Annotated in this window: 11 protein-coding genes; 7 read left to right on the top strand and 4 right to left on the bottom strand. The window is 71.0% G+C overall.

Annotation, left to right across the window (positions count from 1 at the left end; translation table 11 throughout):
* Window positions 1-99: 99 nt before the first annotated feature.
* The 3 genes from ACWCPW_RS17370 to ACWCPW_RS17380 all read right to left on the bottom strand — a co-directional run bounded on the left by ACWCPW_RS17370 (window position 100) and on the right by ACWCPW_RS17380 (window position 4487).
* Window positions 100-2052 carry a helix-turn-helix domain-containing protein gene (locus ACWCPW_RS17370; protein ID WP_449762412.1) on the bottom strand — a complete coding sequence of 651 codons (1953 nt, stop codon included), beginning with the start codon at window positions 2050-2052 and terminating at the stop codon, window positions 100-102.
* Window positions 2053-2221: 169 nt separating this feature from the next.
* Complete coding sequence (locus ACWCPW_RS17375; protein ID WP_449762413.1) at window positions 2222-3016, bottom strand: 3-hydroxybutyrate dehydrogenase; 795 nt, start codon at window positions 3014-3016, stop codon at window positions 2222-2224.
* 151 nt (window positions 3017-3167) lie between these two features.
* Entirely contained in the window at window positions 3168-4487 is a 1320-nt protein-coding gene (locus ACWCPW_RS17380) for a tannase/feruloyl esterase family alpha/beta hydrolase (protein WP_449762414.1), read from the bottom strand.
* Window positions 4488-4819: 332 nt separating this feature from the next.
* Here ACWCPW_RS17380 and ACWCPW_RS17385 point away from each other — a divergent pair, with 332 nt between their 5' ends.
* The 3 genes from ACWCPW_RS17385 (at window position 4820) to ACWCPW_RS17395 (ending at window position 8292) form a co-directional block, all read left to right on the top strand.
* Window positions 4820-6082, top strand: coding sequence for an esterase/lipase family protein (locus ACWCPW_RS17385; RefSeq protein WP_449762415.1), 1263 nt, complete (start codon window positions 4820-4822; stop codon window positions 6080-6082).
* 10 nt (window positions 6083-6092) lie between these two features.
* A complete protein-coding gene (locus ACWCPW_RS17390) occupies window positions 6093-7154 on the top strand; it encodes an alpha/beta fold hydrolase (protein ID WP_449762416.1) in 1062 nt (353 codons plus the stop codon).
* Between the two features lie 310 nt (window positions 7155-7464).
* A complete protein-coding gene (locus ACWCPW_RS17395) occupies window positions 7465-8292 on the top strand; it encodes an MBL fold metallo-hydrolase (RefSeq protein WP_449762417.1) in 828 nt (275 codons plus the stop codon).
* Window positions 8293-8518: 226 nt separating this feature from the next.
* Here the strand turns inward: ACWCPW_RS17395 and ACWCPW_RS17400 are convergent, their stop codons facing one another.
* Window positions 8519-9529, bottom strand: coding sequence for a hydroxyacid dehydrogenase (locus tag ACWCPW_RS17400; RefSeq protein WP_449762418.1), 1011 nt, complete (start codon window positions 9527-9529; stop codon window positions 8519-8521).
* A gap of 482 nt (window positions 9530-10011) precedes the next feature.
* Between ACWCPW_RS17400 and ACWCPW_RS17405 the strand changes: the two genes are divergently transcribed.
* The 4 genes from ACWCPW_RS17405 to ACWCPW_RS17420 all read left to right on the top strand — a co-directional run bounded on the left by ACWCPW_RS17405 (window position 10012) and on the right by ACWCPW_RS17420 (window position 14666).
* The gene (locus tag ACWCPW_RS17405) at window positions 10012-11340 is read left to right on the top strand and encodes a sugar ABC transporter substrate-binding protein (RefSeq protein ID WP_449762419.1); all 1329 of its coding nucleotides are present in this window, start codon (window positions 10012-10014) and stop codon (window positions 11338-11340) included.
* The gene (locus ACWCPW_RS17410) at window positions 11337-12308 is read left to right on the top strand and encodes a carbohydrate ABC transporter permease (protein WP_449762420.1); all 972 of its coding nucleotides are present in this window, start codon (window positions 11337-11339) and stop codon (window positions 12306-12308) included. Before ACWCPW_RS17405 ends, ACWCPW_RS17410 begins: the two co-directional genes overlap by 4 nt.
* The gene (locus ACWCPW_RS17415) at window positions 12305-13171 is read left to right on the top strand and encodes a carbohydrate ABC transporter permease (RefSeq protein ID WP_449762421.1); all 867 of its coding nucleotides are present in this window, start codon (window positions 12305-12307) and stop codon (window positions 13169-13171) included. The genes ACWCPW_RS17410 and ACWCPW_RS17415 overlap by 4 nt, the downstream gene beginning before the upstream one ends.
* A 118-nt stretch (window positions 13172-13289) precedes the next feature.
* The gene (locus ACWCPW_RS17420; protein WP_449762422.1) at window positions 13290-14666 is read left to right on the top strand and encodes an alpha-L-fucosidase; all 1377 of its coding nucleotides are present in this window, start codon (window positions 13290-13292) and stop codon (window positions 14664-14666) included.
* Window positions 14667-14701: the final 35 nt, after the last annotated feature.

The following is a 14701-nucleotide window of genomic DNA, read 5'->3' on the forward strand; positions in this document are numbered from 1 at the left end:
GGTGCGTCGCTGCGCCGGGCCGGGCGGGCGTGGAACTCGCGCCGGAGGTGCGGCGGTTTCGCGTGGGCGGCGCGGGATCGGCCGTTCCCCGCCTGCGGGTCAGGTGTTCCGTTTCGGCGGAGTGCGTTCGGTGAGCTGGTGCAGGCGCAGGGCGAGTTGCAGTTCGAGCGCTTGCTGCGGCCGGCTCCAGCCCGGTCCCAGGAGGGCTTCGATACGGTCCAGCCGTTGCACGACCGTGTTGACGTGGATGTGCAGCTCGTCCTTGGCCCGGGTCAGGCTGCCGCCGCACGCGAAGTAGGCCCGGAGTGTGCGCACGAGCTCGGTGCCGCGCCGCGTGTCGTACGCCAGCAGGGGGCCCAACGCGTCACCGACGAACGCCTCGACGTCCTGCCGGTTGCCGAGCACAACGCCCAGGAACCCCAGCTCCGCGGCGCACGCGCCGTCGCCGGTGCGGCCCAGCACGACCAGGGCACGCACGCAGCGGGCCGCCTCGGCGTGGGCCGCGGCGATGCCGCGCGCACCCGCGGCGGGACCCGCCGCGGCGACCGTGACCGGCGCTGCGGTCAGTACTCCGAGCCGGCTCGCGGCGCGCCGGGCCGCCTCGCCGGGCGGCGTGCCCTCGTCCGGCAGGAGCAACACCGTGGACCCGGCGTGCTGCGCGGTCACGCCGCCGCCCGCGAACAGGTATTGCCGGGCGCGGGCCGCGAGCCGCTCCTGACACGAGGTCGCGGTGTCGGCGACGAGGATCAGGTGGGGGCGGTCGAGATCGATTCCGGAACGCCGCGCCCGTGCCGACAAGGACGCGGGATCGCGGTCGGGATCGGTCAGCAGGTCGGCCAGCAACTCGCCGCGGACCCGGTTCTCGGTCTCCGCGACCGAGCGGCGCAGCAGCAGCAGGAGCGCGGCCACGACGCCGGCCCGCTCGAAGACGTGCCGGTCGGCGTCGTCGAGATCGGCGCGGTGCAGCACCAGGCTGCCGAGGGCTTCGGGCCCGGCCAGGACGGCGCAGACCCATCCACCGTGCCGCGCCACCGCGCGTCCGAGCGCGTGCGACTCCTCGGCGGCCCGGACCAGGTCGGCGCGGTCGAGCGGGACGGAGTCGGCGTCCGTCGCGGTGCCGGTCAGGTCCAGGCCGCCGGTGTCGTGGATGGCGACGGACCCGCCGAGGAGTTCGGCGACCGCCGCGGCCACGTCCGGCAGGTCGCCGCCGCGCAGCACCAGGTCGGTGAGCTTGTCGTGCGCCTCCTCGGCGCGCTGCACCGCGTTGGCGTGCGCGCGGATCACGGTGTTCGCTTCGGCCAGTTCCGCGAGCGCCGCACGGGTGTCGGCCATGGCGCGCGCGGTGTCGATGGCGATGGCGGCGTGGGTGGCCAGCGAGCTCATCAGCGCCACCTCGTCGCCGCCGAACGCGCGGGGGGCCCGGTCGGCCGCCATCAGGACACCGACGACCTTGCCACCGTCGCCGCGCGTGGAACCCAGCAGCAGGGGCACCCCGAGGATGGCGACCAGCCCCTCGTCGAGCACCCCCTCGTCGACCCGGTCGACGTGCCGAAAGCGGGTGTCCGTGCGGTAGTCGGGGGTCGCGTACGGCCGTGCGGTCTGCGCGACGAGGCCGCCGAGCCCATCCCCGAGCCCCAGGCGCAGGCCCTGGAAGATCGGGGAGACCGATCCATCGGTCACCCGCATGTACGTGTCGCCGGCCTCCTCGTCGGGCAGGGTGAGGTACGCGGTGTCGGTGCCCAGCAGCATCCGCGCCCGCCGGACGATGGACCGCAGCACCGAGTCCAGGTCCCGCAGCGCCGCGAGGTCGCTCGCGGTGTCGAACAGCGCGGTCAACTCCCGTTCCCGGCGCCGGTGTTCGCGCAGTGTGCCGCGGATGCGCAGGGCCTTCGCCGTGGCGTCCCCGAGTTCCGCGAGGTCGTCGGGAGTGGCACCGGCCGCGCGGGCCTGCGCGGTCAGGGCCCGGAAGTCCTCGGCGGGCGCATCCGCGGAGAGGAGGTCGAGAAGGTCCCGGGTGAACCGTGCGGTTCGCCCGGGGTGTTGCTCTGCCATGGTGGTCCGTCCATCCGCCGAGGTGGTGGCAGGGAAGGGATGCGTGCGCCACCGTAGACGCGCCCGCCACGACGGGACATGGTGCCAGAGGACACAGCCCGGCATCGATGTGTGTGCGGGCACACCATGACGAGCGCGGCGAGGGCGGGGCGCGGCGCCGGCGCGCGCGTCAGTGCGCGGTCCAGCCGCCGTCCAGCGCGAACGAGGTTCCGGTGATGTGGCGGGCGTGCGGCCGGCACAGGAAGAGGGCGGCCGCGGCGACCTCCTCGGGTTCGATCAGCCGCTTGATCGCCGTGCGGTCCAACAGGATGTCGCGGACGACGTCGTCGGCGCGGATCCCGTGCGCGGTGGCCTGGGCGGCGATCTGGCCCTCGATCAGCGGCGTGCGGACGTAGCCGGGGCAGACGCAGTTGCTCGTCACCCCGTGCGGCGCGCCTTCCAGGGCGGCGACCTTGCTGAGTCCCTCCAGGGCGTGCTTGGCGCTCACGTACGCCGACTTGAACGCGCTCGCCCGCAGACCGTGCACCGAGGAGATGTTGACGACGCGCCCCCAGTTTCGCGCGTACATGTGCGGCAGGGTGCGGCGCATGATGCGAAAGGGCGCCTCCACCATCACCTTGTGGATGAGGGTGAACCGTTCGAGGGGGAACTCCTGGATCGGCGCCACGTGTTGCAGGCCGGCGTTGTTGACCACGATGTCGACCCGGCCCGGCAGGGCGTCCACGGCGTCCGGGTCGGCCAGGTCGGTTCCGTGCGCGGTGCCGCCGATCTGCTCGGCGACCGCCTCGGCCGCGTCGACCGCGATGTCCACGACATGGACGTGCGCGCCCGCGGCGGCGAACGCGAGGGCGCAGGCGCGTCCGATCCCGCTCGCCGCCCCGGTCACCAACGCGACGCGTCCGGCGAGGAATGGGTCGTCGAGGGGGGTGGGCGAGAGGTCGCCGGTGATCGCACTGGTGTCCATGGCCATACCGTAGGAAACGCGGGCCTGCGGGCACATGGAGTCCATCGCCATAGTCGCGGGGCACACCGTGGCCCGAAGCCCCATCCCGATCCCGCCGACGCGGCGGCATCGCAGCGCGTGCCGACGGGATGCCCGAACCCTCGCCCCCGGGTCACCAGGTGCTGATATCGCCGTCGTCGACGCCGTCGTGCCAGGCCACGGTGCGGTTCGACGGCGGGTTCGTGCCGCGCTCGACCCAGTCCTCGAGGGCCTTGAACACGGTGCGGTACGCGGGCAGGAGAGGACGCAGCCGGGTGGGGAAGAGGTCGCAGAATCCGTCGACGTGGTTGCCGCCCTCGATGCGGTACTGGCGGTGCAAGTGGGCGCGACCTGCGGCGGCGACAAGGTCGGCGTAGCGGTCGGAGTGCAGCGTGATGGGCAGGAGCGCGTCGAGAGTCCCGTGCAGGGACAGCAGGGGTTTGCCGATCGCCCCGGTGAGTGCCACCCGGGCGACGGCCTCGTGGACGGCACGGGGACGGTTCGGGTAGTCGTAGTCGGCGTCGCTGCCCGCTTCGCCGGCGCCGACGAAGGGGACACCGGCGGGTGGTAGACCCGGGCCGGGATAGTGCGGGTCGAAGACCGCCCGGTAGGTGCGCTGCGTGACGTCCCAGTACGTCCGGTGGTGGATCTCCCACAGGAACTCCGAGCCGGCCGGCAGTCCCGCGTCGATCAGCCGTGCCGACGCGTGCGGATCACCGCTGTCCCGGTAGCGCGGATAGTGGGCCAGGAAGGTCGGCAGATGGGTGAACAGGTTGGGGCCTTCGGCCGGCCACAGCGGGCCCTCCCAGTCCACGCCGCCGTCGTACAGGTCCGGGTGCCGCTCGAGCTGGGCGCGCGTGAGGTAGCCGCCGTTGGAGATCCCGGTGACGTAGGTGCGCTGCGCTTCCGTGCCGTAGTGGCGTCGCACCACCAGGCGTGCGGCGACGGCGAGTTCGTACAGACGGCGGGACCACTCGACGAGCGCGTCGCCGGGGCGGCGTCCCGCGGTGTGGAAGTCGGGGCCGGAGTTGCCCTTGTCGGTGGCCGCGTAGGCATAGCCCGCGGCGAGCGCCCCGTCGGCGATGACGCGATCGCCGGCGTATTGCCGTCGGACTCCCGGAGCCGCGGTGACGACCAGCTTGCCGTTCCAGGCGTCGGGGAGGCGCAGCACGAACTGCGCGTCGTGGTACCAGCCGTGGTGCGGGTTCAGCCGCGTCTCGGCGGGGAAGCAGCCGTCGATCTGCAGTCCCGGCACCGGATCGGGCCGTGGGGTCCCGGACGCGTGCAGGTGCTCCCAGTCGGCGGGAACGGTGTGCCCTCCGGCGGCGGTGCCCACGGTGGTCAAATCCTCGAGCCGCACGGCCTGTTGGTGTTCGGCTCCCGGCACGCGGACCGTCGGGCCGGCTTCGACGCCCCCGGCGCGCACGGCGCCGCCTTCCGTGGTGTCCGCCATCGCCGGCTCCTTCGTAACGGGTGGGACGCGCCCGCATCGTGCCGGGCGCCGGGTATCCGCACGACGGTATGGCGGTACCCGGGCCTCGTCCATGGCGTCGAGTCTCATGCGATGCCGCCCGGGCATGGTCGCGGACCACACCGGCCGGGGCAACTGTTCGACTCCCGGTCGAGGGCGGCGAGAGGGGCGACGCGGCGGGGGACCCGGGGCCAGGGGTGCGACCCACACCTCCGGCCGCTCGTCGTGTGGGCCGTCCTCATGGGCCCGGTCCACCGGTCCCGCCTACCGTGTCGGGGCGGGCCGCTCCGGGCCCGCCGGGCGAAGGAGTCACGATGGTGCGCAAGTCGGGCGGTTGGATCCTCGCGGTGTTGCTCGCGCTGATGACCGGGCTCGCCGGAGCGCCGCCCGCCTCGGCCGCGGCGCCGGCCTACCTCACGATGGAGGCGAGGTACGACACGCCGGCCAACGGGTGGGACCACGTCGAGCGCTATCTCGACACCACCGCCGGTTTCCGCCAGGAGCAGTACCCGCCGGACGGTCGCGGTGACCAGGACGGTCAGCGATCGACCTTCTTCGGCGGGGTGAAGCAGCCGTATTCGGGGCGCTTCCTGCTCTACTCCGCGCCCGGCTGGAACAGCGGCGCGCACCAGGTGCCGGTGCTGCTGGTGCACGGCGCCAACGACAACCCGGACCGGGCCTGGGCCAATCCGGGCGAGTCGGGCGGCTACGGCTGCGGGAGGGCGTCCTGCCCGAATACCGGACTGATGCAGTACCTCTCCACGCGGGGATACCGGGTCTTCGCCATCGGCTTCGCGCACAAGCAGGGTGACAACCTGATGCAGGCGCAGGAGGTGGGCGACGCGGTCGCGTTGATCCGCGCCAAGCTGGGCGTCGGCCAGGTGGATCTGGTCGGCTGGAGCAAGGGTGAGATGTCCACCCGGGCGTACGTCTCCTCGGTCAAGCCCTCGTGGGGGCGGCCGTACGCCGGCGACGTGCGGCGGCTGATCACCCTGGGCGGCCCCAACGGCGGCTACGACTACCCCTACGCGCACGGCTGGGCGCACGATTTCAGCATCTGGCCGGAGTGCGGCGGCAAGGTCAACGCGCCCTCCCCGCACCTGCGCATGACCTGCTACGGCACCTATCAGGCGCATCCCGAGTACGCGTTCACCCCGACCGGCGGCTACGACGACTACCCGGGGCAGCGGCAGATGCTGGCCCGCTGGGACGGCACGTACGGAGTCGACCGGAGTCAACAGGACTGGTACACCACCTACTACGGCGGCCAGGGCTTCTACACCGACGGCACCGGCATCCAATCCGCCATCGCGGCGGGCTCGTTGATCGCACCGCTGCACCAGGCCGGCATCCCCGCCCAGGTCCGCACCTTCCTGCTGGCCGGTGGTACACCGAGCATCCTGGGCATCTTCAACGAGAACCGCGGACCCAGCGACGGCGTGGTCTTCGTCTCCAGCGCCCTGGACACCACCGGAGTCGGTACGGTCGGCGGGACCGCGCTGGTCGCCGGTGCCAACCACCTCGAACTCGGCTGGAACGCCGCGGTCTCGGCCCAGGTCGCCGGCTGGCTCGACTGAAGGATCAAGCATGCTGCTGCCCACCATCGCCGCCGGTCGGATCGCGACCTCCCGGCTCTCCGTCAACTGCCTTCAGATCGAAGGACGCCTCGGCGAGCCGGTGGTCTTCGTGCACGGCAACGTCTCGTCCTCGCTCTTTTGGCAACAGGCGATGCTCGACCTGCCGGCGCGATACCGGCCGATCGCGCTCGACCTGCGCGGCTTCGGCGACACCGACCCGCTGCCGGTGGACGCGACCCGCGGCCTGCGCGACTACAGCGACGATCTGAGCGCGCTGATCGAGGCGCTCGACCTGGGCCGGGTGCACCTGGTCGGCTGGAGCCTGGGCGGGGGCGTGGTCCTGCAGCAACTGCGGGACCACGCCCGGCGGTTGCGCTCGGTGACACTGGTCAACCCGGTCTCCCCCTACGGTTTCGGCGGCACGCGCGGGATCGACGGCCGGCTGAACAGCCCGGACGGCGCGGGCTCCGGCGGCGGCTCCGCGAACCCGGAGTTCGTCCGGCTGCTGGCGGCGGGCGAGAAGGGCGGGGAGTCGCCGCTCTCACCCCGCGCGGTTTTCGCCGCCTGTTATGTCAACGCGCCCGTGGAGCCGGCCGACGGCTATGTCGCCTCGATGCTCTCCACCCGGGTCGGCGACGACCACTACCCCGGAGACTCGCGCACCAGCGAGGCCTGGCCGGGCATCGCTCCGGGCGACCGTGGCGTGCTCAACTGCCTGGCGCCGACGCACTTTCGGATCGACGACCTGGAACTCGCGGAGGCCCGGCCTCCGGTGCTTTGGCTGCGCGGCTCGGCCGACGTGATCGTCTCCGACACCTCGCTCTTCGACCTGGCCCACTTGGGCGCACTGGGCGCCGTCCCCGGCTGGCCCGGCGAGGACCGCTGCCCGGCCCAGCCCATGCTCGCCCAGACCCGCGCCGTTCTGGCCCGCTACGCGGCAGCCGGCGGCCCGGTCCGGGAGGCGGTGGTCGAGGACGCGGGGCACAGCGTGCACATCGAGCGCCCGAAGGAGTTCCTGGCGGAACTGCTGGGGGTGCTGCGCGAGGGTGGCGCCGGAGCCCCGGCCCGGTGACCGCGTAGACACCGGGAGAGCCTGTCTCGAGCCGTCGGGCAGCGTCCGCCCCGGTGCGCCGTCTCAACGCCGGGTGGGGCGCGACCCGCGGTGTGGTGTCGGTGGTCGGGTCTACTGTGCGGGTCGTGGCGGAGGGGCCCGGAGTACGTCGACCCGGTCCCTTCGCCGGCCCCGAGGCCCCGAGAGCGGCAGCCGAGCCGCCGGTCGCGAGGTTCGCCGCCCCGGCCGGTGCTCCGGAGCGCACAGATCACCACCGCCAGGCCGTACGGTCTCGACAAGCGGTTGGCAATCACCAGCGGATGGAGTCCCCATGCTGAGGCGGGTCGCGGAGGGCGTTCTGGTCCACCAGAGCGCGTTGCTTCGGAACAACACCGTTGTCGTGCAGGGCCGGGCCGGCGTGTTGGTCGTCGACCCCGGCATCACCGGCGACGAGCTGGCCTGCCTCGCGAACGACCTTCGCGACTTGGGCCGGCCCGTTGTGGCGGGTTTCGCGACGCATCCCGACTGGGATCACGTGCTCTGGCACGCCGAGCTCGGCGAAGCGCCCCGTTACGGTACGGCCCGGTGTGCGGCTCACATGCGGGATGTGCGGGCGAACGCGGACTGGAGGGCCCGGGTCGCCGAGGGGTTGCCGCCGGAGATCGCCGAGGAGACACCGCTGGACGAGTTCGGCCTCATCACCGCTCTGCCCGCCGGAACCGCGTGGATTCCCTGGGACGGCCCTCGGGTGCGGATCATCGAGCATCCGGCCCATGCCCCGGGCCATGCGGCGCTGCTGATCGAGGAGAGCGGCGTTCTCGTCGCCGGCGACATGCTTTCCGACGTCCTGGTCCCGATGCTCGACGACACCACCGACCCGATCGAGGACTACCTTGTCGGGCTGCGGCTGCTGGAGGGCGTGGTGGGCGACGTCGATGTCCTCGTCCCCGGACACGGGTCCGTCTGCGGAGCCGACCAGCTACGCGTACGGATCGACCGGGACCGGGCGTACGCGCATGCCTTGCGGGAGGGCCGTACTCTCGACGACCCGCGCATCGGCCCGTCGGCCGAGCCCGGCTGGGAATGGGTGAGCGACGTGCACACGGGGCAACTCCGGCGCCAGGCCCAAAGAACGGGGTGCGACGGTACGCCCGGCTGACGATCGGGCCGCGGCACACGACGACCCGGCCCATGTCCTCCCGGTACCGGGCCTCGGCCCCGGCGAAGAAGGCGTTGAGCGCTCGATCGCGGGCGCCGCGTCCCGCGGGGCGGTTGCGTTGCCCGACTCGTCTACAACGACCTTGCGCGACGTCGCCGATCGGAGGCTCCCGAGGAAGGGAGCCTCGTCGACAGTGCCCGACAGCGCCCGGCAGTGCCCGGCGGTGTCAGGCCAGCGAGGCGGCGCGCGCGGGGTCGATGGCGTGTTGGAGCGGCAGGTTCCGGGTGAGGCGGCGGAGTTCGTCGAGCACGAGTTGTCCGAGGCGGTGGCGTTCGGCGCCCAGGGCGCCGGCCAGGTGCGGTGTCAGGACGACGTTGGGAAGGGTGAACAGCGGCGAGTCGTGGGCCGGCGGCTCGGGGTGTGTCACGTCGAGTACGGCGGTGAGGTCGGGCCTGGCGCGCAGGACCCGCGCGGCGGCGGTCTCGTCGATCAGTGCGCCCCGCGCGGTGTTGATCAGTGTCGTACCCGGCCCCATGGAGTTCAGCAGGCGTGCCCCGATCGAGCCGCGGGTCTCGGGCAGAAGGGGTAGGTGCAGGCTGACGACGTGACAGGTGGCGAAGAGTTCCTCGATGGGGATCAGCCGGACTCCCGCGCGCCGGGCGGTCTCCGGGGAGGCGACGGGATCCGTGGCGAGGACCTCGACGTCGAAGCGGGCGAGGTGGGCGGCGACGAGCCGGCCGATGTGCCCGAGTCCCAACAGGCCCACCCGTGACCGGTAGGCGCCCGGGACGTCGGGATCGGTGGGGAAGCGGCGGCTTTGCGCCATCTCACGCTCGATGAGGTGGGCCTGTTTCAGTCCCAGGAGGACATGGGCGAGGGTGAACTCCGCCACCGGAACGGCATTGGCCGCGGCGGCGGAGACGATCGGGATGTCGCGCTCCCAGAAGGCGGGCGTGGTCAGGTGCCGGACGGACCCCGCCGCGACGAGAACCGCCCGCAGCCGAGGGGCACGCGACATGAGGGCGCCGTCGAGGACCGGTGCCCCCCAGCCCGTGAGCAAAAGGTCGACGTTCCGGAGCACATCGGGGTCCGCGTCGAGCTCCTGCCGGGTGAGGGGCGGTCCCTGCCAGTGCACGAGCCGGCCGATCTCGGCCAGCACTTCGGGCGGGTAGACGTCGGCCCGGCGTTCCTCCTCCATGACCAGCAGGGCTGTCGGTGCGGTGGCCGGTTCGTTCATGTCGAGTCGGTCTCCTCGGCCTGTCCGGTGGTGGACCGACGGCCGGACGGTCGGCGGTCCCCGCGCGGAGGCGGTGGCAAGCGGCTGAGTGAATGCCGCGGATCGGTGTGGCCTGTGCGTTGTCCGGCCTGTAGCTCGCAGGAACCATACATCGGATCATTGAAATGTCATCGCCGTGACCTTGGACACCCGATCTCGCTGTGGTCGGGTGGCTGTTGCGGAGAGCGAGACGCGCCTCAGGGTGGACGGCCGTTCCGATCGATGCCCAATTTGCCCATTCAAGAGCCTATTTATGGGTATTCGGTTGCCCTTCCCGTCCGTCGGATCACGTGGGAGGGGCGCGGGAGCGCGCTGGATGAGGACTCTCGACGGCCGTCAGAATCCTTTGTATTCATCGGACTATTGACCGGCGATTCGGACCCGGTTACCGTCCTGGCAAGCGCTTTCCAGGCCAGTGTGATGCAGCGGAAACAGGAGTTGTCATGCAGAGATCGCGATGGATCGGTGCGGGGGCTCTCGCCTCGGCCCTGATCCTCACCAGCTGTACATCCGGGCCTGCGGGAGTGGACGCCAAGCAGGACTCCAAGGCGCCTCTCGAGCTCTGGACCAGGACGACGCCGGGCGGACCGGGGGAGAAGGGCGCGCAGGAACTCGCCGCCGCCTTCGAGAAGGCCACGGGCTTCAAGGTCGAGGTCACGGCCATCTTCGACGACTTCGAGACCAAACTGCAGCAGCGGGCCGCCCAGAAGAAGCTTCCCGACATCGTCATGAACGACGTGACGCAGATCGGCACCATGCACAGCCAAGGTCTGCTCCGGGAGATCGACCTGGGCAAGATCAAGGACAACAAGCAGATTATCGGACAGGGACTGGAGTCCGGGAAGAGCCTGGACGGCAAGCAGTACGGACTGCCGATTTCCGCGCAGGCGTCCGCGCTGCTGATCCGCAAGGACTGGCGCGAGAAGCTGAAGCTCGACGTCCCGCGGACCTGGGACGACTTCGCCGCGATGGCCACCGCCTTCACCACCCAGGACCCCGACGGCGACGGCAAGAACAACACCGCCGGGCTCGCCGCCCCGCTGTCCACCAAGCGCGGTTACGCCTCCTGGTACTTCTCCAACTTCCTCTGGGCCGCGGGTGGCGACTTCATCACCGAGGCGGGGAAGGGCAAGTACAAGCCGGCGATGACCACCACTGCGTCCGTGCAGGCCATGCAGTGGTTCCGCGACCTGGGGTGCAAGGCCAAGGCCATCCAGCCCGGCGCCGTGACCATGGACACCCCGCCGACGAACGAGACGTTCGAGGCGGGCAAAGCCGGCATGTACGTCGTCGGCCCGTACCTGCTGCCGCGCTTCGACAAGTCCCTCGGCGCGGACAAGTACGAGGTCGTGCCGATGCCCAAGGGGCCCAAGGACGCCACCGTCCTCGCCGAGGGCAGCTCCATCTACCTGATGGCCGGCTCCGACAACCGGGCCGGCCAGGACGCCTTCGCCGGCTTCGCGGTTTCCGTCGAAGGCCAGAAGAAGGGGATGGAGGGCACCACCGGCTACACCGTGCAGATTCCGGTCAACACCGCCGTGGACATCTCCCAGATCCGCCCCGACCCTCGCTGGAAGACCTACGCCCAGGCGTACCAGGACTCCGGGCGGTACGCGCCCGCCATCCCGAACTGGACGCCGGTGCGGCAGGTGACGGCGGACGCGGTGAACGCGCTGATGGCGGACTGCGGCCTCGACATCAACGCCAAGTTGCGTGAGCTCGACAAGCAGCTCGCCGACATCCTCAAGGAGCAGGGGATCGCCGCGTCATGAGTCTCGACCAGGCGGAGCCGGCCGCCAAGTCGGCGATCGGCTCCGCCCCGCGAGAAGCGGGCCGCCGGGGCGGCGGGATCGCCGGCCGCCGGGGGCGCAACCGCAGATCGGGCCGGTGGTGGACGCCCTGGCTGTTCCTCGCCCCGGCTCTGCTCCTCTTCCTGTACTTCAAGTTCATCCCCATGGCCAGCGCCGTGACCATGTCCTTCCAGGAGGTTCAGCCCTACCTGGGAAACAAGTGGGTCGGCACCGAGAACTACACCACGGTGCTGCAGTCCCACGGATTCCGCGAGGCCGCGTGGCACACGGTCGTCCTCGCCGCCGGACAGACCGCCGGCTCGATGGCGCTCGGCTTCGCCCTGGCCCTGCTGATGGAGGGGCAGAGCCGTCGACTGTCCTTCGTGCGCTCCGCGGCGTTCCTGCCGGTGGTGGTGCCGATGGCGGTCGTCGCCGAACTGTGGCGGATCATGTATCACCCGACCGGGGACGGCATGCTCAACTCCGTTCTCGGCCTGGCGGGGCTGGGCCCCTCGGGGTTCATCAACGACCCCGACACCTCGATGTCGTCCATCATGCTCACCGGCGTCTGGCGGGGCGCCCCCTACGACATGATGATCTTCCTCGCCGGTTTGACGAGTGTGGACCGCGGTCTGTACGAGGCGGCGAGGGTCGACGGCGCGTCCCGGTGGCAGCGGGTGCGGCACGTGACGGTGCCCGGACTGCGTTCGGTGTTCTCGATCCTGTTCATCCTCGCCGCGATTCGCGGACTGCGGGTGTTCACCGAGGTGTTCCTGCTCACCAACGGGGGGCCCAACGGCTCCACCGAGGTCCTGATGACCCTCATCTACAAGCTCGGGCTCGAGCAGAACCGGCTCGGTGTCGGTGCGGCGGGAGCGGTTCTGCTCTTCGTCGCGACGCTGATCCTGACCATCATCGTCCAACTGCTGCGGCGGAGGGAGAGCAAGTGAGCGAGTCGACCGAGACCGCGCTGGGCCTGACCGAGAGCCGCAGCGTCGGCGGACGGATTCTGAAGGCCGTGGTCCACCTCCTGGTCCTGACCATGTTCGCGGGTCCGCTGCTGGCCCTGCTCGTCGGTGCCTTCGGCGATATCAAGGACCCGACGCAACTGAGCGTGGTGCCCTCGGGCTTCACGTTGGACAACTTCAGGATCGCCTTCGACCAGGGGGTGCTCGAGTACCTGCTGAACTCGTTCTTCGTCGTCGGCTTCGGGCTGCTGCTCCAGGTGGCCGTCTCCGTCCTGGCCGGATACGCGCTGGCCAGGAAGGTCTTCCCCGGAATGACGCTGGCACTCGTCGCCATCCTGGCGACGCTGATGCTGCCCGAGGAGATCCTGGCCCTGCCGCTGTCCGTCATTCTCGCCGACCTGCCGGTCGTGCACTTCAACCTCATCGGCACCCTCGCCGGCATGATCGTCCCGCTGGGCGCCTGGGGATTCTCCATCCTGGTGATGACCGAGTTCATGAAGGACGTGCCGCGCGAACTCGAAGAGGCCGCGCGCATCGACGGCGCCGGAGACCTGCGGATCTTCGCCCAGATCATTCTGCCGATGTGCAAGCCCGCCCTCGGCGTCATCGGGGTCTTCGGCTTCACCATGATCTGGGACCAGTACCTGCTGCCCCTGCTCGTCGCCACCGACTCCTCCTCGTACACGCTGCCGCTGGCGCTGCGGACCCTGCGGATCGACCCGGCCGTGACCCCCGGAGTGGTGATGGCCGCCTCCCTGTTGGCCCTGCTGCCCTCTGTGATCGTCTTCCTGTTCTTCCAGCGGTCCTTCGTCAGCGGTCTGTCCTCCGGGGCACTCAAGGGCTGACCCGCGGGCCGACCCGCGGCCCCGTCGACTCCGTAGCCCGTACCGGGCCCGCACCCCGCACCGAGCCCTGACGCGCGCCGAAAAGCCACCGGACGCCGACGAGAAAGAGCGATTCCCCATGACTGCGAGCGCTGACCTCCCGCAGGCGCATCCGTCCGCGACCCCGGACCCCGAGGCGGGTCCGGAGACGACCTGGTTCACCACCGCCCGGTTCGGCATGTTCGTCCACTGGGGTCTGTACTCCCTCGCCGCACGGCACGAGTGGGTCAAAAACCGTGAGCAGCTGACCGACGAGCAATACCAGGTGTACTTCGACCACTTCGAACCCGATCGCTACGACCCCGCCCAGTGGGCCAGGGCGGCCAAGGCGGTGGGCATGCGGTACGTGGTCCTCACCACCAAGCACCACGACGGCTTCTGCCTGTGGGACAGCGCCCTCACCGAGTACAAGGTCACCAACACCCCGCACGGCCGTGACCTCGTGGGGCCGTTCGTCCAGGCGTGCCGCGCCGAAGGGCTCAAGGTCGGTCTCTACTACTCGCTGATCGACTGGCACCACCCGTCCTTCCCCGTGGACGGCACCCATCCACAGCGCGACGACGAGGCGTTCAAGGCGGCCAACGCCGATCGGGACATCCGCGACTACCAGCGCTATCTACACGGTCAGGTCCGCGAACTGCTGACCTCGTTCGGACGGATCGACTACCTGTTCTTCGACTTCTCGTATGCCGAGCGCTCCTGGTGGGGCGGCAAGGGACCCGACGACTGGGACTCCCCGCGGCTCCTGCGGACGATTCGCGAACTGCAGCCGCACGTCCTCGTCAACGACCGGACCGGCATCCCCGGGGACTTCGTCACCCCCGAGCAGTACCAGCCGTCCGGTCCCATGACCGAGAACGGGCGACCCGTGCTGTGGGAGGCCTGCCAGACGCTCAACGGCAGCTGGGGCTACGACCGGGACAACCTGGACCACAAGAGTCCGGACCTGCTGATCCGCATGCTCGTCGACGGGGTGTCCAAGGGCGGCAACCTGCTGCTCAACGCGGGGCCCGACGGTCGTGGCGCGCTCGACCCGCGCGACACCGCGATCCTCGACGAGATCGGCCGGTGGATGCGGCTGCACGAGCGGTCGATTCGCGACTGCGGCCCCTCCTCGTACACCGCCCCCGCCGAATGCCGGTACACCCAGCGCGGCGACCGGCTCTACGTCCACCTGTTCGCCTGGCCGATGCGTCACCTGCACCTGCCGGGCCTGGCCGGCCGGGTGCGCTACGCCCAGCTCCTCAACGACGCGTCCGAGATCGTCCCGGTCCACATCGACCCGGACCGGCCCGCGGTCAACACCGAGATGGGCGGCCAACCCGCCGGAACGCTCACGCTCCAACTCCCGGTCAGGCGCCCCGACACCCCCGTACCGGTCATCGAACTGTTCCTGGACGCCCAGGCGACCCGGGACGCCGAGGACACCACCCGGGACACCCCGACCGCCGGCTGATCACAGGCCGGAACACCGTCCGTACCTCCACCACA

The sequence above is a fragment of the Embleya sp. NPDC001921 genome (assembly GCF_053594475.1).